Source organism: Marinobacter sp. G5_S1_61_S3, from assembly GCF_054968585.1.
This window is the reverse complement of sequence record NZ_JBQKUK010000005.1, coordinates 150,180-168,902: the sequence shown is the minus strand read 5'-3', so window position 1 is coordinate 168,902 and position 18,723 is coordinate 150,180. Positions and strand designations below refer to the sequence as shown.

Annotated in this window: 15 protein-coding genes and 2 tRNA genes; 7 read left to right on the top strand and 10 right to left on the bottom strand. The window is 56.2% G+C overall.

Annotated features, from left to right (window positions below; genetic code table 11):
- Positions 1-14: 14 nt before the first annotated feature.
- On the bottom strand, positions 15-2,408 hold the full coding sequence (gene ppsA / locus ACTRWH_RS06535) for a phosphoenolpyruvate synthase (protein WP_369810883.1): 2,394 nt from the start codon (positions 2,406-2,408) through the stop codon (positions 15-17).
- A gap of 153 nt (positions 2,409-2,561) precedes the next feature.
- On the opposite strand from ppsA, the gene ppsR reads away from it, so the two are divergent.
- A complete protein-coding gene (gene ppsR, locus ACTRWH_RS06530) occupies positions 2,562-3,377 on the top strand; it encodes a posphoenolpyruvate synthetase regulatory kinase/phosphorylase PpsR (RefSeq protein WP_007154087.1) in 816 nt (271 codons plus the stop codon).
- Between the two features lie 75 nt (positions 3,378-3,452).
- Here the strand turns inward: ppsR and ACTRWH_RS06525 are convergent, their stop codons facing one another.
- Positions 3,453-6,377 carry an insulinase family protein gene (locus tag ACTRWH_RS06525; protein ID WP_085680077.1) on the bottom strand — a complete coding sequence of 975 codons (2,925 nt, stop codon included), beginning with the start codon at positions 6,375-6,377 and terminating at the stop codon, positions 3,453-3,455.
- Positions 6,378-6,475: 98 nt separating this feature from the next.
- Here ACTRWH_RS06525 and ACTRWH_RS06520 point away from each other — a divergent pair, with 98 nt between their 5' ends.
- The 3 genes from ACTRWH_RS06520 (at position 6,476) to ACTRWH_RS06510 (ending at position 9,674) form a co-directional block, all read left to right on the top strand.
- Positions 6,476-6,997 (top strand): hypothetical protein, encoded by a 522-nt coding sequence (locus ACTRWH_RS06520; RefSeq protein WP_226909934.1) that lies wholly within the window; start codon positions 6,476-6,478, stop codon positions 6,995-6,997.
- A gap of 159 nt (positions 6,998-7,156) precedes the next feature.
- Positions 7,157-8,527: an MORN repeat-containing protein gene (locus tag ACTRWH_RS06515; protein WP_075194775.1), complete on the top strand. Its 1,371-nt coding sequence runs from the start codon at positions 7,157-7,159 to the stop codon at positions 8,525-8,527.
- Between the two features lie 49 nt (positions 8,528-8,576).
- Positions 8,577-9,674: a response regulator gene (locus ACTRWH_RS06510; RefSeq protein WP_041333750.1), complete on the top strand. Its 1,098-nt coding sequence runs from the start codon at positions 8,577-8,579 to the stop codon at positions 9,672-9,674.
- 61 nt (positions 9,675-9,735) lie between these two features.
- Here ACTRWH_RS06510 and ACTRWH_RS06505 read toward each other — a convergent pair whose 3' ends face one another.
- Together ACTRWH_RS06505 and ACTRWH_RS06500 are read right to left on the bottom strand one after the other, a co-directional pair.
- Positions 9,736-10,482: a hypothetical protein gene (locus ACTRWH_RS06505; protein WP_036204995.1), complete on the bottom strand. Its 747-nt coding sequence runs from the start codon at positions 10,480-10,482 to the stop codon at positions 9,736-9,738.
- 237 nt (positions 10,483-10,719) lie between these two features.
- A complete protein-coding gene (locus tag ACTRWH_RS06500) occupies positions 10,720-11,316 on the bottom strand; it encodes a nucleotidyltransferase family protein (protein WP_085680070.1) in 597 nt (198 codons plus the stop codon).
- Between the two features lie 113 nt (positions 11,317-11,429).
- Between ACTRWH_RS06500 and ACTRWH_RS06495 the strand changes: the two genes are divergently transcribed.
- A complete protein-coding gene (locus ACTRWH_RS06495; protein ID WP_085680068.1) occupies positions 11,430-12,281 on the top strand; it encodes a 6-pyruvoyl trahydropterin synthase family protein in 852 nt (283 codons plus the stop codon).
- Between the two features lie 81 nt (positions 12,282-12,362).
- On the opposite strand, the gene ACTRWH_RS06490 is transcribed toward ACTRWH_RS06495, so the two are convergent.
- The 3 genes from ACTRWH_RS06490 to gltX all read right to left on the bottom strand — a co-directional run bounded on the left by ACTRWH_RS06490 (position 12,363) and on the right by gltX (position 14,118).
- Positions 12,363-12,438, bottom strand: a tRNA-Glu gene (locus tag ACTRWH_RS06490).
- A 7-nt stretch (positions 12,439-12,445) separates the two neighbouring features.
- Positions 12,446-12,521: transfer RNA gene (locus ACTRWH_RS06485), tRNA-Ala, on the bottom strand.
- Between the two features lie 112 nt (positions 12,522-12,633).
- Positions 12,634-14,118: a glutamate--tRNA ligase gene (gltX, locus tag ACTRWH_RS06480; protein ID WP_036204988.1), complete on the bottom strand. Its 1,485-nt coding sequence runs from the start codon at positions 14,116-14,118 to the stop codon at positions 12,634-12,636.
- Between the two features lie 162 nt (positions 14,119-14,280).
- Here gltX and ACTRWH_RS06475 point away from each other — a divergent pair, with 162 nt between their 5' ends.
- Positions 14,281-15,258: a zinc ABC transporter substrate-binding protein gene (locus ACTRWH_RS06475; RefSeq protein ID WP_085680066.1), complete on the top strand. Its 978-nt coding sequence runs from the start codon at positions 14,281-14,283 to the stop codon at positions 15,256-15,258.
- On the opposite strand, the gene ACTRWH_RS06470 is transcribed toward ACTRWH_RS06475, so the two are convergent.
- Positions 15,238-16,152: an AEC family transporter gene (locus ACTRWH_RS06470; RefSeq protein WP_075194768.1), complete on the bottom strand. Its 915-nt coding sequence runs from the start codon at positions 16,150-16,152 to the stop codon at positions 15,238-15,240. The genes ACTRWH_RS06475 and ACTRWH_RS06470 overlap by 21 nt on opposite strands.
- A 194-nt stretch (positions 16,153-16,346) precedes the next feature.
- Between ACTRWH_RS06470 and ACTRWH_RS06465 the strand changes: the two genes are divergently transcribed.
- Positions 16,347-16,685, top strand: a complete 339-nt coding sequence (locus ACTRWH_RS06465) for a hypothetical protein (RefSeq protein WP_075194767.1) — start codon at positions 16,347-16,349, stop codon at positions 16,683-16,685.
- A 32-nt stretch (positions 16,686-16,717) separates the two neighbouring features.
- Here the strand turns inward: ACTRWH_RS06465 and ACTRWH_RS06460 are convergent, their stop codons facing one another.
- Complete coding sequence (locus tag ACTRWH_RS06460) at positions 16,718-17,488, bottom strand: SDR family oxidoreductase (RefSeq protein ID WP_462826147.1); 771 nt, start codon at positions 17,486-17,488, stop codon at positions 16,718-16,720.
- 41 nt (positions 17,489-17,529) lie between these two features.
- Positions 17,530-18,309 carry a CLCA_X family protein gene (locus tag ACTRWH_RS06455; RefSeq protein WP_085680064.1) on the bottom strand — a complete coding sequence of 260 codons (780 nt, stop codon included), beginning with the start codon at positions 18,307-18,309 and terminating at the stop codon, positions 17,530-17,532.
- Between the last annotated feature and the right edge of the window lie 414 nt (positions 18,310-18,723).

Genomic DNA, 18,723 nt, shown 5'->3' with positions numbered 1-18,723 from the left:
TTTTCTCGAAATGGTCAGTCGATTTTCTCGTCCGCGAGGAAGAACCAGGTATCCAGTACCGAGTCCGGATTCAGGGATACGGAATCGATCCCCTGATCCATCAGCCATTTGGCCAGGTCAGGATGATCCGAGGGCCCCTGGCCGCAGATACCGATGTACTTATTGGCCTTCTTGCAGGCCTGGATAGCACTGCCCAATAACGCCTTGACGGCGTCATTCCGCTCGTCAAACAGGTGGGCAATGATGCCGGAGTCCCTGTCCAGCCCCAGGGTCAACTGGGTCAGGTCGTTAGAACCAATCGAGAAGCCGTCAAAGTGCTCCAGGAACTGCTCGGCCAACAGGGCGTTGGCGGGAAGCTCGCACATCATGATCACACGCAATCCGTTCTCGCCACGCTTGAGACCATTTTCCGCCAACAGGTTCACCACCTGCTCGGCTTCTCCCACCGTGCGGACAAAAGGCACCATGATCTCAACGTTGGTCAGCCCCATTTCATTACGGACTTTCTTCAACGCCCGGCATTCAAGCTCGAAACAATCACGGAAGGTTTCGGAGATATACCGGGAGGCACCACGGAAGCCCAGCATCGGGTTTTCTTCATCGGGCTCGTAAAGGGTACCGCCGATCAGGTTGGCGTATTCATTGGACTTGAAGTCGGACAGCCGCACAATCACCTTCTTGGGCGCAAAGGCAGCGGCAAGGGTGGATATTCCCTCGACCAGCTTGTCGACGTAGAAGTCCACCGGCGAGCTGTACCCGGAGATCCGTTTCTCCACCGTCTGACGAATATCTCGCGGCAGGCCGTCAAAATTCAGCAGCGCCTTCGGGTGAACGCCAATCATGCGGTTGATGATGAACTCGAGTCTCGCCAGGCCGACACCTTCATTGGGTAACGCCTGGAAGTCGAAGGCCCGGTCCGGGTTACCCACGTTCATCATGATTTTGAACGGTATGGCGGGCATGGAGTCTACCGTGTTTTCCTTCAGCTCAAAATCGAGGCTGCCCTCGTAGATCATCCCGGTGTCGCCTTCGGCACAGGACACCGTCACTTCCTGGCCGTCTTTCAGAATCTCCGTGGCATCGCCACAGCCCACCACGGCCGGAATACCAAGCTCCCGCGCGATAATGGCAGCATGGCAGGTACGCCCACCGCGGTCGGTTACGATGGCGGACGCCCGCTTCATCACCGGCTCCCAGTCCGGGTCGGTCATATCCGTAACGAGAACATCGCCCGCCTGTACGCGGTCCATCTCCTTGATACTGGTGATGATCTTGACCGGGCCACTGCCAATCTTGTGGCCGATACTGCGGCCCTCCACCAGGATGGTGCCGGTCTCATTGAGCAGATAGCGCTCCATCACGTTGGCCGAAGCGCGGCTCTTAACGGTTTCCGGACGGGCCTGCACAATGTAGATACGGCCGTCGTCGCCATCTTTCGCCCATTCAATGTCCATCGGGCGCTGGTAATGCTTTTCGATGATCATGGCCTGCTTGGCCAGTTCTTCCACTTCCGCGTCAGTGATGCAGAAGCGATTACGTTCGTCCTGTTCAACCTTGACCGTTTCCACAAACTGCTCTGCGGCGGGGTCAGTGTGGTAAACCATCTTGATGGCCTTGCTACCCAGGTTGCGGCGCAGAACGGCAGGCTTGCCCGCCGTGAGGGTGGGCTTGTGAACGTAGAATTCATCGGGGTTCACAGCACCCTGCACCACCGTTTCACCCAGGCCGTAGGAGCCGGTGATAAACACGACATCCCGGAAACCGGATTCCGTGTCCAGGGTGAACATAACGCCACTGGCAGCGGTCTCACTGCGCACCATTTTCTGAATGCCAGCAGACAAGGCTACCTGTTTGTGATCAAAACCGTGGTGGACACGATAGGAAATGGCGCGGTCATTGAACAGGGAGGCGAAGACCTCCTTTACTGACGTCCGCACCTGTTCCAGGCCCACAACGTTAAGGAAAGTCTCCTGCTGGCCAGCAAATGACGCATCCGGAAGATCTTCCGCAGTGGCTGACGAACGCACCGCCACCGCGAGGTTGTCGTTGCCGTCACGTAGCTTTGCGTAGGCGTCCGCAAGTGGCTTTTCCAGCGCGTCCGGAAATGGCGTATCAAGAATCCACTGGCGAATTTCGGAGCCGACCCGAGCCAACTCGTTCACATCATTGATGTCCAGAGCGTCCAAAGCGTTGTCGATCTTTTCACGAAGACCGTCTTTGGCCAGGAATTCACGGTAGGCGTGAGCGGTTGTAGCAAAGCCACCCGGAACGGTAACACCTGCGTTGGCAAGATTACTGATCATTTCACCGAGGGAGGCATTCTTTCCCCCGACCCGGTCAACGTCTGACATTCCCAGGTGATCAAACCAGATAATGTAATCTTCCAAAGCGTGTCTCCCTTGATTCATTGTAGCAAAGAGCCAAACCGGACAGGTGGAGCTGATTTCAACCCTGCAATTACTGCATTCTCCACTGCGGGCTCTCGAACTTGGCGTGTATGATACTGTAACCTGTGGAATTTACCTAGGGTAGCCGCCAAATACGGAGCCGGACCGCACACCATGAAACGAACCGCTTTCTTTATATCCGATGGCACCGGCCTGACCGCCGAGGCCTTGGGGCACAGCCTTCTGGCACAATTTGAGAAAATTGAGTTTGAACGCATTACGGTGCCATATATTGATGACGCTGACAAAGCCCGGGAGATGGTCAAGCGCATCAATAAAGCGGAGGAAATCGATGGCATGCGGCCGCTGGTTTTCGACACCATCGTTAATAGCGATATCCGCGATGTTATCGCCGGCGCAAACGGTTTCATGGTGGATATCTTCGGTACCTTCCTGAATCCATTGGAACAGGAGCTGCAGTCCTCGTCGTCCTATACCGTTGGCAAATCACACGCCATCAACAACGAAGGCAGCTACGAACGGCGCATCCATGCTGTTAATTTTGCGCTGGATAACGATGACGGCGCCCGCACGCGTCATTACGACGAGGCAGACCTGATTCTCGTCGGCGCCTCTCGCAGCGGCAAGACGCCCACCTGCCTGTATCTGGCCCTGCAATATGGTGTAAAGGCGGCCAACTATCCCATAACCGAGGAAGATCTGGACGACCAGCAAATGCCAGCTGCGCTGCGGCCTCACAAGGAGAAAATTTTTGGGCTGACCATCGAGCCGGAGCGGCTGGCAACCATCCGCAACGAACGCAGACCGAACTCCCGTTATTCATCCATGAAGCAGTGCATGCATGAAATTGAGGAAATTGAGCTGATGTACCGCCGGGAACGAATTCCTTACCTCAACACAACCGCGTATTCCGTGGAGGAAATCTCTACGCGCATCATGGTCAGCACCGGGCTTAAACGGAACCGATAGAGCAGATAACAAAAAGGCCGACGCCCTCTCCCTTAATGAGCGTCGGCCTTCCGTTTTCGGGTGCTTTCAGGTGCCTTATAGCTCCTGGATTTCCAGCCCCAGTTTTTCAGCGGTATCACGATTTTCGAAGCTGGTGACAACCGCTACACTGGCGCTGCCCGGCTTCAACCACTCGCGGGCCACTCGTTTCATATCATCCAGGGTCACCGCCAACACCCGTTCCCGGAAACGCGCACGCTGCTCGGGCGTCCGGCCGAACAGGCGATTGTGGAAAGCATGGCGGGCTGCACCAGCTGGTGACCGTGGGCGATCCAGTTGCCCGATCACGCCGAGAATGGATTCTTCCAGCTCCTGAGGATCGTGCTGCTCGGTCTGCAGCCACTTCAGGGCGTTGTCAAAATCCTCCAACGTCTCGCCCAACCGGGGATCGCGGTATGAAAAGAAACGGAACGTGCCGTTCACGCTGTCCTGGCCAGCTCCACCGCCATAGGCGCCACCCTTTTCACGGATCGCCCGGTGCAAGTAGCCGTTGCGCAGGAAACCACCCAAAACGGTCAGTGCCGCTGCGTCCGGGTGGTCGATTGCAACCGTGCTGTAGGCTTTGGCGCAGAAGTTCACCTGGGTTGACGTTAACCACGCCTGACGCGCCTGATAACTGACGGGCTCAAGCTTCCAGGCTGCTTGCTCTCCCGCACCGGAGTCGCCCCAAACGGTCTTCATTTCCGTCAGCATCGGGTCCAGCTGCTCTTCCTCACCGATCAGCAGGAATTGACGGGACTGGTTCCGAATACGTTCGTGCAGTGCTGCAAGCCGCTCACAGAATCTGTCGAGCTCGGCCGGTTCGCTGAGGGACTTATCCAGCGCCTTGACGCCACGGATAGCTTCCAATCCCCCAAGACGGAACGACAGCCACGCACCCGGGCTGATTCCCTGCGATGCCGCCCCCATGGCCAACGCATGGCCACTGCCTGTAACCGCCTGCTCGCGGCGGGAACGAATCTGGGCAATCAGCTCCCGCACCCGCTCCTTCTCATCAAAGCGGGCGCCATCAAAGACGTCGTTCAGGAGGCGAGTCAACGCCTCGCGGTTTCGAGCCAGCGCCTTGCCATTAAAGACGATATAACCCTCAAGATCCTGAACATCGTCGATTTTTCCCTTGGCGGAGAAGGACGCACTGATGCCACCGGATTCCGCCGAAATACGATCCTGCATCTGCAGGTAATCCAAGTCGCCGCAACCCACTTCCGGAATCAGGGTGGTGTAGTACGGCAGCAACAACAGTTCTTCCTCGATCAGGTTCGGTACCGGCAGGATCACCTGCTCGTACACCAGACCATTGGTGCCACGGGCATAAATGGTCGCAGGCATGTCGCCGGCGAACCGCGCCTCGGGTTCCGGCAACTGCAGGGGAACGTCGGTCAGGTCAACCTTCGGCAGGATGGAATCGTCGTCTTTCCGTGTCTGCCGTTCTTCCAGGGCCTGGGCGCGCTCGATAATCTGGCGAACCTCTTCGTCAGTCAACGAGGCCTTGCGGCGGGCAAGGGCATCGCGAATTGCCGCCTGGCGACGACTCTCCAGCTTGTCATCCGGACGCAGCGTGAGGGTAACGCGGTGCGGATTTTCCAGCAGTTTGCGGCGGATCAGGCCGGGCACATACTGAGGATCACGGATTTTTTCCCGCATATCAGCCAGGACCGGCTCCAAATCCAGGAGCTCAACCGGATCGCCGCCATGGACCATCGGCGAAATCGCGGTCATGATCAGTTGCAGGCCATACGGGAAGCTATCGCCGGCAATCTCGCGCTGATGCAATTCCAACTGGTGCAAAATGGCTTCCAGGCGATCCTCACTGACGCCCTCTTCCACTACCTTCGCCAACGTCTGTTCGATCAGCGCTTCAAGGTCGTCCTGCCTCTCCGGGTCACTGCCCTCAATGCCGCAGACAAAGGTCATTTCACGGTTGGAGTCTTCCAGGCCGCACATCGGAGACGGCGAATGACCAATATCGGTGGTTTCCAGCGCCCGCATCAGGGGCGACGCACTGTTTTCCAGAAGAACACTGGCCAGCAGCTGCCCCTCCAGGTTTTCCTGCAGGTCAAAGCTGTGTCCCAGCAACCAGCCCATCACGATATGGGTCTTGTGGCCGGTTTCCTCGCCCTCACTGACGGCGTAACTCTGGTCGACGCGCACCGGCGAGAACATCCGCTTCTCATCACGTACCGGCAGCTCCACATCCAGACGATCAAACCGCTTCAGAGCCAGCTCCTCGAAGCGTTCATGATGCTCGTGAGCTGGAATGTCCCCGTAGGTCGCAAAGATCGCATTGCTGGGATGGTAGTGATGACGGTAGAAGCGCAACAGGTCGTCGTAGCTCAGATCTACAATGTGGTCTGGCTCACCACCACTGTTGTAGTGGTAGGTGGTGGTCGGGAACAGGTGGCTGGACAGGTTCTGCCACAGCTGTGACGTGGGCGCACTCATGGCGCCTTTCATTTCGTTGTAGACCACACCGCGGTAGACCAGGTCGGTGGACGGATCGTCTGGCGTATCGAATTCGAGGCGATGCCCTTCCTGGGCAAAGTCCAGCGGGTCCAGAGAGGAAAAGAACACCGAGTCCAGATAAACCGTCAACAGGTTGTCGAAATCCTTGCGGTTCATGCTGGCGAAGGGATAAGCCGTCCAGTCACTACTGGTAAAGGCATTCATAAAGGTGTTCAGGGACCGGCGAATCATCATGAAAAACGGATCGCGCACCGGAAAACGCTCGCTGCCACACAGCGCCGTATGCTCCAGGATATGAGCAACACCGGTGGAGTCCATGGGAAAGGTTCGCAGGGCCACAAAGAACACGTTTTCGTCGTTATCCGCCGCCAGGTGCAAGTGGCGGGCACCGGTTTTGCGGTGACGGTATTCCTCGACCGTCACGTTCAGCGTGCTGATCCGGTGACTGCGAAGCTTTTCAAAGGCCGGATGGACGGTGTTTTCGATCACTGCAGCCATTCAAACTGTCCTGTCTTTAACTAAATGGGGATTGTAGGGTAACACGTACTTTCTATTATCATGCACTAACCAGAAGCGACAAGGCAGTACCCAACGCCATGACCACCGAACCCCACGAAATCCACACATCGGACGCTTCGCCAAAGTCGGCCAGATCCGCCCACCAGGCCGCCGGCAATCGCCGCGCCATCCACGCTCCGGAGGTGGCCGCCTATTGGGCCGAGCGCCGACGCTACCTGGAGCGCATACGCCGCGTTCCGGAAATAAGGCAGCGTTACTGGCGCGCCATCGGTATGTATCTGCTTCGCCGGGTGCTCTGGTCCTTTGGTTTCTTTCCGGTTTTCATCGCGTTCTGGGTACCTTTTGTACTTTCCAGCTTCAACCCGGTGGTCATGGCGTCCGACCTGATCCCGTTGCTCGAAGGGTTCGTCGACGCCAACCCGGAAATTCAGGCAAACACCCTGAGCACGCTAGTCATCGCCTGGGCATCGATCGGGTTCTTTTTTCTGGTCTTCGATTTTGTGCTAACGCCGTTCAAATCCCCCTACGAATATGAAGCAGACGTCTACATGCGTTCCTGGGAACAGCTCAACCATGACCAGCTTCCGGACAAAGTGTGATTTGTCCTGCATTCTCGTGAACTTCAGTGACTTTGTGTTACATAACATTGCCCCGACTGGGTAAGATGAAGCGGTGCCATCCCTCATACCCGTTGACTAACGACGATGAAACGGGCGAAACATTGGCAGTTACACGAATGCAGAATTGAGAGGTTGTCCATGGTCGATTTCAGACCCCTCCTGTTTGTCAACGCACTGGCACTGATGCTTCTGGTGACGGCAGGCTTTGCGTCTGTCCGCGATGACCTGTCCAGGGGCATGAAACCGGTAGCCACCGCCCCGGACACCGAAGAGACCATTGCCCGTGCGTCCATGGATACCCCAGTGGACGCGCAGCGTTCGGACGAACTTTACCAGCCGAATAGCAGGGAAGACGTAGCCGAAAACGACCTCGAACTGCCCTTGGAAAACGATGCCCTGGCGGCATCCGGAGAGACGCCAGTCAACGGTTCCGAGACCGCGTCCGACGCCAACCGCATAAACGCAGAGCCTTTTTCCGTTCCCGACCTGCCGGAAGACCCCAAGATGCTGGCGATGGCAGAGCCAGTGTCTGCCATGCCGGAAACGGAGGCTCGGAGCGATGCGCCAGAGCCTCCCACAACCGGGCTGCTGATCCTGCGCTCCAATGTCGTCGGCGACAACGTCACCATCAATGGTAAGAACCACGGGGCCACACGGCTGGATCTGGAATTGGAGCCGGGCAAATACGACATCATCATCCGCAAGGAAGGTTACAAGCCCTGGCAACAGACCGTGGCTATCGCCGCCGGCAATGAGAAAACCCTGGTGGGCAAACTGGAGGCCTATACGAGGGTGGAGTACCGGGACGGTACCTGGGTTGGCGGCATCAAAACCGGCGATGGCACCTACGAAGACGCCGACGGACTCAGGTATGAGGGGCACTTCGTGGACGGCGAATTTGACGGCAAGGGCACCGCCTGGCTCCCGGACGGCAGCCGCTATGAAGGCGACTGGGAAAAAGGCCAGCGTCATGGCGAAGGCACCTGGCGTGACGCGGATGACACCCGCTACACCGGCCAGTTCCGCAATGACCAGTTTGACGGCCAGGGCACGCTCACCATGGCCAATGGCGACATTCTCACCGGACAATGGTCAGGCGGCAGGCTCAACGGGCATGGCTCGCTCACCACCTCGGACGGCATGCTCTATGTCGGCGGCTTCAAGGATGACGAATTCCATGGTGAAGGCACTCTTACCTACCCCGACGGGCGCCACTACGAAGGGGAATTCTCCAACGGCGAGTTCCACGGGAACGGCAAGGAAGTCTTCGCTGATGGAAAAAAATACGAAGGCCAGTATATTGAAGGCTCGTTCCACGGCAAAGGGCTGCTACTGAACCCCAATGGCAGTTCGATTGAAGCGACCTTCCGGTACGGCGAACCCTATGGACAGGTACGCCTGACAACGGCAGCCGGGGAGGTATTTACTGCCCGGACCAAGGAACCCGGTGTTTGTTATCGGGAGAAAAGCTACCGGGCCACCCAGTGCCCGACACTTGAAGGCTGGTAAACGCCGGCCCGATAATGAACACACACGCTGTAAAGGTTGAGGTTGTGACATGGCGATCAAGAATGCACTCCTGGTAGACGACTCGAAAGTGGCTCGATTTGCCCTGAGCAAACTGCTGGAAGGCCGGGACATGGAGGTGAACATGGCTGGCTCGGCAGAGGAGGCATTGGATTTTTTGAGCTCCCATCAACGTCCAGACGTGATTTTCATGGATCACCTTATGCCGGGCATGAACGGTGTGGAGGCCACCAAGGCCATCAAGGGCAACCCCGACACTGCCGCCATCCCCATCATTATGTGTACCTCCAAGAAATCGTCGTCGTTCATGGAGGAAGCCCGCAACTTCGGCGTTTACAACATTCTGACCAAGCCCCCACACACCGAGGGGCTTAGCCTCGTTCTCGACCAGCTCGACAGTGATGTGACCGAAGGCAATCTGCCCGAACCGCCGGAACTGGATGCTGAGCCAAATGAATTGGACGATGACATCCTCGACATTCCCTCCGATGCCTCCCTGGAAATGTCACCAAAAGCCGACGATGGGCTACACGCGAGCGACAACAGCGGCCCCCAGGTTGTCCCACTGACCAGCGATCTGATCGAACAGATCGCCCGCTCAGCGGTAAAAACCCACATTAACAACCGCCTGCACGAGTTACTCAGCTCGCTGTTCGACGAGCAGTTTGACCATCTTAAGCGGGTACTGGACGAATCCAGCAAAAAGCAGGAAACCGCGGTTGAGGAACGCCTGAACGCGGTGACCGAAATGATCGAAGAGCGCACCCGCAACCTGCGTGACGACGTGGCGGCGGAAGTTAACCTGAACCTGGGCCGGGAACTCGCTGACCTGCGCAAAGACCTCTCTCGCAATACCGGCTTCACCAGTGACCACATGGCGGAACTCAAGGATCACATCACCAGCGTACAAACCATTGATACCGAGTTCTGGCAGACCCTGCAATCCGAGGCCATCCAGCAGGCCCATGAAATTTCCCGGGAAACCGCGGAGGACATCGCCCAGCGCACCATTGACCTGTTCGTGGCACAACAGCGCTCCGCCACCTCTCGCATCTACACCGTCGGCCTGGCCGCCAGCCTTGGTATTTTTGCGGTGGGCATCGCCTGGCTTTCAGGGTTGTTCGCCTGAAGGCAGGACAACAAAACGACGGAAATACCGAGCCGGGTTACCCGGCTCGGTATTTCTGCTCTTAGCACTGACGACGTCTTCTCAATCCCGCTATCAGAACCCCGGTCAACCCCAACGCAAACAACGGAAGACTTGCTGGAGTCGGCACAGATGCCGTTGGAGGGACATCTGGAGTGTCCGGATTGTCCGGGTTGGTACCCGGATCACCCAGGAAAAAGCTGTCTATGCCCAGGTCGGCCCTTGGCCCAAAGGTACTATGCGCTATAACTTCAAGTGTCTGGATCTCAGCAGTCGCGGTAAAAATCATGGTTTCCCACATCCAATCCGCGATTGTGCCCAGGTCGGGCATCTCCATAGCAGAGGAATTCTGACTCTCTGTCCCAAAGATGATCTCCCAATAACCTCCTGCCTCGGAGAACGCGCTATTGCTTATACTCTGCTCAAAGGAAATCTCATACTGCTGCCCAATAACCAGCCCTTCGAGACCAACCTGCAAGGCACTCTCCACATAGGGCGATCCTGCTCGACCATCCCAGCCAATACCATGAAGAAAATCACCGCCGGTGCTGCTTGATTGCCAGGCGAAATTATTCATGGTTGTACCAGCATTGAACACATCCGGCGTACCCTCTGTTGTAGTCCAGCCGGGAGGCACATCACTGTTGAATGAGTTCGTATTGCCGGTATAACCTTCGAATCCACCGTTTTCAAAAGCGTCAAGTAACGCTGCAGACGAGTTGCCACTGGAAAAGAGTAACGCCGATGCCAGCAGGCAAGGCGTCAGTGAGTTTCTAGTCAGGTTATGCATGATTAACCCTCCATGCTTGATTTTGGCCTGGGAGCTCGATCAATGCCCAAACCACCACGGAGACAACGCCGAATCCCCAGCCTCCTCACATGACCAAAGCATAGCTCGCGCCAAAATCACAATTCATCGGAGTTTCATAGAGTAAGGGGTGTTTTCGATTTCTATCCGAGCGCTATATGCATAAAAACCTGACACCGTTGGGCCGCCCAGAGACAGATCCTCTGCACCTGCAATGCCTTAATCGTAGCGGATTCGCCTCCAATCCTCTGGCGTATCCACATCGGATTCAACACCCTTGATGGCAAGCGTTTTGGCCTGATGACGAGTCAGTATACGAGCCGCACCGCGATCACCCTCCAGCATCATTATCTCTTTCCATAGGCGCCTGGGTATGTAGGCGGGAGCGCCGGGATTACCGTAGATATCTGCCGCAAACGGCTCACTCACCTCTTGCCTCGCACAAAATGCCAGAGAGCGAAGATCAGACTCCGAAACTAACGGTTGATCAAGAAGAGTGACAAATACGCCCTTGGCTCGTGGGCCTATAGTCTGGAGCCCGGATTTCAATGAAGCAGCCATCCCAAATACCCAATCAGGCGTGTAACACCAGGCAGAGGGCTGATTACGACATCGATACCGTACCAAGGGGTATCCAGAACCAGAGACAACCGTAACGTTCGCTCCCAATTGCTTGGCCTGGGACACAGCGTGATCCATTAACGTGCCATCATTGAATTTAAGTAGCGCCTTCGGCCTTCCCATACGCCTGGAGGCTCCTGCCGCCAGGAGTAGAACAGGAAAAGCGTGGTAATCGGAACCGGCAATAGTGTGCATTTGTACTTGGGTCTCCTCGCTACCCCTGACGCAAGTCATACAAGGCTGCTAGCGTTGGCGGATTTTTGCTAGAATCTGCGCATCAATCAACCTTTTCTTGCCAGGCCCCTCCGATGAATCACCTTTTCGTAGACAATCTAACGGTTATCGACTTCGCCTACCTGGATGCTTCCAGAGGGCTCGTCGGTGAAAGCTGGATTGTGGATGTGGTGCTCGGTGGCGAACTGGATGACCAAGGCATGGTGTTTGATTTCAGCAACGTCAAACGCACCATCAAACGGGTCATCGACGAGCGCGTGGACCACCGGCTGGTGATCCCAAGAGCCTATAAGGGGCTTGAGTGGAATGAGGATGAGCCAGACAGCTTCACCTGGCATCTGACCGACGGCACCCGGATTCTTCATCGGTCCCCGGACCAAGCGGTGGTGTGGCTGTCGTCTGACCGTGTAGTGCCATCTGCCGTTGCCCGGCTGTTGGAGCAGGAGTTACGGGCAGTCTTGCCGGCAAACGTGACGGATGTGGATATTGAGTTACGTGAAGATGTGATTGAAGGGGCCTACTACCACTATGTTCACGGCCTGAAGAAACACATGGGTAATTGCCAGCGAATCGCCCATGGGCATCGCTCGCCTATTCGGATCGACCGCAATGAGCACAGAGACCGGGATCTTGAGAACCAATGGGCCAAGCGGTGGCAGGATATCTATGTGGGCTCCGAGGAGGACGTAACCCAACGCTGGGTGGCCGAGGATGGCACAGCGTACGTCACCTTTGAATACGAGGCGAATCAGGGGGAATTTGCGCTGACATTGCCGGAGAGCCGGGTTTATATGCTGGATTCGGACACCACAGTGGAGCTTATTGCGGCGCACATTGCCGGACAGTTGAAATCCGAGTTTCCGGAGGACGCCATTCGTGTCAAGGCCTATGAAGGCGTCGGCAAAGGGGCTATAGCGTCCCGCTGACATTTCCTTCAGACACAAAAAAACCGCCCGAAGGCGGTTTTTTTGATGGCTTACCGGCGGACTAAACCGGTTGAGCCGTATTGGCGTCCCCTAGGGGGTTCGAACCCCTGTTGCCGCCGTGAAAGGGCGGAGTCCTAGGCCACTAGACGAAGGGGACTAGAAATTGGTGGAGCCAAGCGGGATCGAACCGCTGACCTCAACACTGCCAGTGTTGCGCTCTCCCAGCTGAGCTATGGCCCCTCAACGGCTGCGTATATTAAGGATCGACCCTTGGGGCGTCAACCTTTTTTCCAACGTTTTTTCAGTTTCGTGAACATCCCTGTTCTGGTCGCTTACTAATTCAACAGATTGGTTATTCCGTCAGCAATGCCGCGTATTCTTTTTCCACCCGCTTGGTTTCCTTCTTGGAGAATCCACCCATTACCTCAAGAGCATGGCGCAGGCGAGACCGGGTCATGTCCGGACCAAGGATAGCCATGGAGTCCATAACGGACCAGGAGTTAGGGGTACCGGCGACAGCGACGAAGATGGCGAACATGAAATCACCCATCTTCAGCTCCATGGCTTTGGCCAGAGCTTTAACGTCGGCAAAGATATTCTCTTTGCTCCAATGGCGCTGGGCTTCAAGCTTCCACAGGGTAAACTGGAGCACCCGCTTGACCTGGCTTTCATCCAGCTTGTTGTGACCGAAGTCTTCCGGCTTGAGGTTGAGCATGCCGGAGAACATGAACGAGGCCATCGGCGATACATCACTGAACACTTCCGCCCGGCCCTTGATGTGAGGCACCAGATCCCGCAGCGCCTGCTCGTTGAACCACCAGTGGCGCATGCGCTCGACGAACTGGTCGTCGCTGAGTTCGTCACGGATCCACTGACCGTTGAGCCAGCGCAGCTTTTCCACGTCGAAAACCGGGCCGCCCAGGGAAACCCGCTGGATGTCGAAGTTTTCGATCATTTCATCCAGGGTGAATTTCTCGCGCTCATCCGGCATGGACCAGCCCATACGGCCCAGGTAGTTGGTAACCGCTTCCGGCAGGAATCCCATGCGCTCGTAGAAGTTGATGCTGGTGGGGTTCTTGCGCTTGGACAGCTTGCTCTTATCCGGATTGCGCAGTAGCGGCAGGTGGCACAGTACCGGCATGTCCCAGCCAAAGTATTCGTACAGCAATTTGTGCTTGGGCGCAGAGTTGATCCACTCTTCTCCACGCAACACGTGGGTGATTTCCATCAGGTGATCGTCAACCACATTGGCCAGGTGGTAGGTGGGCATGCCGTCGGATTTCAGCAGGATCTGACTATCTACCTGGGACCAGTCGATTTCGATGGTGCCGCGTAGCATATCGTCGATTTCACAAACGCCGTCTTCCGGTACTTTCATCCGGATAACATAGGGGTCACCAGCATCCAGGCGACGCTTGACCTCTTCCTCAGTCAGCTCCAGATTGCCCTTGATACCTGGATTCAGGCCCTGAGCCTTACGCTCTTCGCGAATGGCATCCAGCTCTTCAGGTGTGCGGAAGCAATAAAACGCATGCCCCTGGGTGACAAGGTCCAACGCGTATTGACGATACGAATCCTTCCGCTCTGATTGCCTGTAGGGACCATGGGGGCCACCTACGTCAGGGCCTTCGTCCCACTCCAGCCCAAGCCAGCGCAAGGCATTCAGGATGTCCTGTTCAGACTCCTGCGTACTGCGAACCTGATCCGTGTCTTCAATCCGCAGGATGAACTGGCCACCGTGCTGACGGGCGAAGCACAGGTTAAACAACGCCACGAAGGCGGTGCCAACGTGGGGATCACCGGTGGGAGACGGTGCGATTCGGGTACGTACGGTCATGAAAACATCCTGATGGTGTCAGCCTGAAAAAGGCTATGCATTAAAAGCCATGCATTATACCGGCCACAGCCGGATTTCGCATGGTCAGGCGATCGCCCTCTTCATTCGCCGCTCGTATTGTTATATTATAACGTACCATTAATTTTCCAGAGTCTCAGTCACATGACCACTAGCCGCTTTACAGGCCTCATCGCATTGGGTGCCGCCACACTCCTGGCATCCACCAGCACCCTGGCAAGCACCCAGGTTGTCACCTCCCTCAAGCCCATCGAACTGCTGGTGAAAGCCATAGCCACTGACGATGTGGAAATCACCACGCTGGTTCAGCCTGGCGCCAGCCCGCACAACTACTCAATGAAACCCTCACAGCGCAGGGCACTGGAAGCTGCTGACGCCATTTTTTGGGTGGGCCCTGAGATGGAAACCTTCCTGACCCGACTGCTCGGCGGAAGCGAGTTCCGGGATCGCACCTATTCACTCATGCACGGCGAAAACGTGCCGGAAGTGCAGTCAGACAACAATCACGGTGACCATGACGAACATGAACATCACAACCACCATGACGACCATGAAGAATCAGGCGGTCATGACGACCATCACCACGACCACGGCTCCGGAGAGGATCCGCACATTTGGCTGGATCCGGCCCTGGCGGTTGAGATGGCGCGGGATATTCACCGGGTACTCGCAACCCTGAAAAGTGCAGACACCCACGTGCTTGACGCCAATCTGGCGCGTTTCGAGCAGGCTATGGCCGAGACCGAGACAGCGATCAATCAACGCCTGGATCCTGCTCGCGACATTGATCTCTTCACATACCACGACGCATTCACCCGCTTCGTGGGACACTACAACATGAACCTGGAAGGCATTCTGACGCTGAACCCGGAACTGTCTCCAGGTGCCGGCCACATCGCAGAAGTCCAGGAAAAACTGCGCAACGCCAATCAACCCTGCCTGCTGACTGAGCCTCAGTTCAACCGTCAATGGTGGCGCTCAATCACCGAAGGTCTGGACATAACATTCAGTACCTGGGACCCGCTCGCCACCGATATTGAAACCGATCAAGACGGCTACATCACTTTTCAACAGAGCCTTGCAGACGCTGTGCTCAAGTGCTTACCAGAGGATGCCAAGTAGAAGGGGAATAGTCACCATGGCCAGCAAGGTCTGGCCACTGATGATGCCCGCCATCAAGGGCGCGTCACCACCAAGCTGGCGCGCCAGGATGTATGAAGAAGTGGCTGTTGGCAGCGCTGCCAGCAGTATGGCCACCTGAACCATCATCCCTTCCAGGCCCAGCAGCAGTGCCAACCCTGCCGTAAGCAGCGGGAAACCTACCAGCTTTGCCATCGAGGACACCAGGAATGGCATGGAGGCGCCGCGTAGCGCCTTTAGCTGCAGGCCAGCACCCACCGTCATCAAACCCAGCGGCAACGCAAGGTCACTTAATGGCTCGAGAATACCTGCCACCAGTGGATGGAAGCCAATCTGAAAATAGCTCCAGAACATCCCAACCACCGAACCAATGATCAGAGGGTTGGAGACGACAGCCTTGAATACGGGCTTCAGCTTCACCGCACCCTGCCCCGCCACCACGGAGAACATCAGGATGCAAAGCAGGTTCAGCAACGGTACTTTCACTGCCACGGCAATGGCAATCAGCGACAGGCCGTCATCCCCAAGCAACATACCGGCTGTTGCCAGGGCCACGTAGGAATTGAAACGGATACCGCCCTGAAATACCGAGGAAAATACCGGCCCCGGCCAACGCCAGAGCCATTGCAGCGCAATGAGCAACAGGGTCATTGCGGCCAGCATGGCAACGATCAAAATGAGGATATCGCCGTAGGCTGACGCTGGCACCTGAGCCTGGCCCAACTTGAAGATCAACATCGCCGGGAAAAGGACGTAGTAGGTGAAGCGCTCCGCCTGGGGCCAAAAGTCGCCCCCTGGAAAATGCCAGCGCCGGAACAGATAACCCAACAAAATCAATACAAATACAGGCACCAGCGCCTGAACCATTACTGGCATATAAATAGCGTTCCGCAGATGTTAGTAACGCCGTATCGTATTAGAAAGCTCAATGGCATGCATCTAAATAGCGCTTAGTGCGAAATGTGATGCTTTTTGCGACATACGTCCCAGGACAGCCGGCCCGCGCTTGTCGCCTGATCAACCAATAAATACCCTAAGATCGCTAATTATCTGAAAAAAGGATGCTTTCAATGTTCCGCCGTGGATGCCTGATTATCGTCACACTTGCCTCGTTTAACGCCCTCGGCGAGACAACGGCGGGTAACAAGGCAAAAACCACTCCCTCCACTCTCGGCGCCGGCTTTTCAGCTATGACGGAAGACGATCTAATGAATGCCAATGCAGGCCTTGGCAACATGGATGCACTGCAACAAAATTTCGATCAGACAGCGGGTGCTCCCTTGCGTGATCAAACCGGGACAAGTCCACAGCCATTGAATATTAGTGGCCCCACCCTTTCGTTGCCGGCATTTGGTTCCGAACAGATGCAGCAAAGGTACATTGAAAAGGCCACCAACCACCCGCGTTGATCGTCTGGGATGTGATCCGGACCAAAAGCAGACTACTGACGCCAGAGTTTTCTTAACACACGCCGGGTCAGGGACGTGGGCGCGGATTTGGCGATGGGCCACAATGCCCGGAACTGCATGGAAACTGGTCGGTGCAGACGTGGCTGCTCGACCTGAGCCCACACCTGTGCTGCAACGACGTCCGGAGTCAGGTTAACACCCAGGCGCTCAAATAAACGGGATCCCTGCTCGTTCTGCTGCACCATGCCGGTATTCACGAACGGAGGCATCAGATCACACACGCGGATATCGTGTGGCTCCCATTCAATATCCAGAGCCTCGGTCATCGCACGTACGGCGTGCTTGCTGGCGGAGTAAGACGCGAAGTCCGGAATCCCATAGGCGGCAGATGCCGAGCTCATGTTCACCACCTGGGCACCCGGCGTTGCCTTCAGATACGGGAAGGCGCCGTGCAGAACCGTCATCAGCCCAATCACATTGACCTTTACCACGGCCCGATGCGCGGCCAAATTGATCTTCTCGAACGGGCCGACTTTCAGAATGCCGGCATTATTGTGAAGCAACCTCAACCGGCCACCCGTACGACTGGCAAAGTCTGCCAGGCCCTGCCTGACCGATGTCTCGTCCACCACGTCCACAATGTGGGTACTGCACCGATCATCCCCCAGTTCACTCTCAAGCGATGCCAGGGCCGCCTCATCCCGGTCAGCAGCACCGACAAACCATCCCTTGGAGGCAAAAAGACGGGCGGTCTCCCGGCCAATACCGGCGGCAGCGCCAGTGATAAAAATGCAGTTGTTCATGAGGCAACCCTGTCTTTGTTATCGATCGAATGTGGATGATCTCAGGAAGTTGACGACAAAGATTGGCCAACAGGGCCATCTTCAGCATGCTCACGATAAAGTGCTCCACCCAGTGCCATAAAGTAGCCTTCAAACGCGTCGTTGATTCGCTGGCGCTGCTTTCCTTTCGGATAAAGACCTGCCCTGGCCTCGTCAGAGTAGACGGTCCCCCTGACCAGAAAATTGCTCTGCGGCTGACTGTCTTCAACAAACGCTTCAAATGCCCGGGCACAGAGTTCTTCAGGCCTCGCGTAATAAAGCACCTTCATCTGCGTATCCGCCCGCTTCGAACACTGAAACAACGAACTGGGGCTGGTACCATCCTCATTCAGCAAGATGGCCTGAAAACAGGCGCCCAATCGTTTGTTGAGAGGATGCTCCTTCTGGTCAGCGCTATCCAGCCAACCACTGGACGCGAATCCGCCACTCCCCAGGCGGCGGAACGCCTTATGCCCCATGTAATGATCGAAAGCGTGAAACCATTCGTGGGCCAGGCTTCCTGCCCCCGCATTCTTCGCAAGCGCCAATTGTCGGGTTGCAGGGATGTAGTGCGCGGCAACGCCCGGCCGGCCGCCGATCCCGTACTGCAACCCCAGTGATCCACGCAACGAGATCAGATGTTCCGGGCCCTGGAGGATACTCATAAGATCGCACAAAGCCTCATAGAACCTGCCTGCCGCCCGGTCCCGTTCAGGCGGTGTAACCCAACGACCCACTTCAATGCTCCGGAATTCGAACCGGCGCCTAACGTCAACAAAAGATACCGGGCCTTGTCCAGTCATGACGGATCCACCTGCCTGGTTGAAATTTTGAAAGGCCGAATCGAGCATGCCTTCGACCCAATACTGATTATTTATACAGTATTTTGTCGCGCATTGATCGCCACGTCAACGACTCGTGAATCCAGTCGCGACATCCGTGTTTACACTACCTTTCGCACACCCCCTCACGCCAAAAGGTGCGTTTTCCTGATAAACTGTGCCCCCTCGAATCACTTGTGAACGGTATAACTGAGCAGTCAATGAACATGAACGCGCCCCAGGAAACTCCCACTCTGAAGCCCTCCCGCCGCTTCTGTGTGGCCCCGATGATGGATTGGAAAGTCGAACTATATTTTTATATATAAATCATAAGCCTAAAAGAAAATAGAAAAGGCTTGGAGCATTATAGGAGCACCGCTAAAAACACCCGCCCCC

Excerpts from the sequence above, each read along its gene's own strand:
- ppsR (WP_007154087.1), top strand. The coding sequence starts at position 2,562 with ATGAAACGAACCGCTTTCTTTATATCCGATGGCACCGGCCTGACCGCC.
- gltX (WP_036204988.1), bottom strand. The coding sequence starts at position 14,118 with ATGACCGTACGTACCCGAATCGCACCGTCTCCCACCGGTGATCCCCAC.
- ACTRWH_RS06495 (WP_085680068.1), top strand. The coding sequence starts at position 11,430 with ATGAATCACCTTTTCGTAGACAATCTAACGGTTATCGACTTCGCCTAC.
- ACTRWH_RS06460 (WP_462826147.1), bottom strand. The coding sequence starts at position 17,488 with ATGAACAACTGCATTTTTATCACTGGCGCTGCCGCCGGTATTGGCCGG.
- ACTRWH_RS06515 (WP_075194775.1), top strand. The coding sequence starts at position 7,157 with ATGGTCGATTTCAGACCCCTCCTGTTTGTCAACGCACTGGCACTGATG.
- ACTRWH_RS06525 (WP_085680077.1), bottom strand. The coding sequence starts at position 6,377 with ATGGCTGCAGTGATCGAAAACACCGTCCATCCGGCCTTTGAAAAGCTT.
- ACTRWH_RS06470 (WP_075194768.1), bottom strand. The coding sequence starts at position 16,152 with ATGCCAGTAATGGTTCAGGCGCTGGTGCCTGTATTTGTATTGATTTTG.
- ACTRWH_RS06505 (WP_036204995.1), bottom strand. The coding sequence starts at position 10,482 with ATGCATAACCTGACTAGAAACTCACTGACGCCTTGCCTGCTGGCATCG.
- ACTRWH_RS06510 (WP_041333750.1), top strand. The coding sequence starts at position 8,577 with ATGGCGATCAAGAATGCACTCCTGGTAGACGACTCGAAAGTGGCTCGA.
- ACTRWH_RS06465 (WP_075194767.1), top strand. The coding sequence starts at position 16,347 with ATGTTCCGCCGTGGATGCCTGATTATCGTCACACTTGCCTCGTTTAAC.
- ACTRWH_RS06455 (WP_085680064.1), bottom strand. The coding sequence starts at position 18,309 with ATGACTGGACAAGGCCCGGTATCTTTTGTTGACGTTAGGCGCCGGTTC.
- ACTRWH_RS06475 (WP_085680066.1), top strand. The coding sequence starts at position 14,281 with ATGACCACTAGCCGCTTTACAGGCCTCATCGCATTGGGTGCCGCCACA.
- ppsA (WP_369810883.1), bottom strand. The coding sequence starts at position 2,408 with ATGAATCAAGGGAGACACGCTTTGGAAGATTACATTATCTGGTTTGAT.
- ACTRWH_RS06500 (WP_085680070.1), bottom strand. The coding sequence starts at position 11,316 with ATGCACACTATTGCCGGTTCCGATTACCACGCTTTTCCTGTTCTACTC.
- ACTRWH_RS06520 (WP_226909934.1), top strand. The coding sequence starts at position 6,476 with ATGACCACCGAACCCCACGAAATCCACACATCGGACGCTTCGCCAAAG.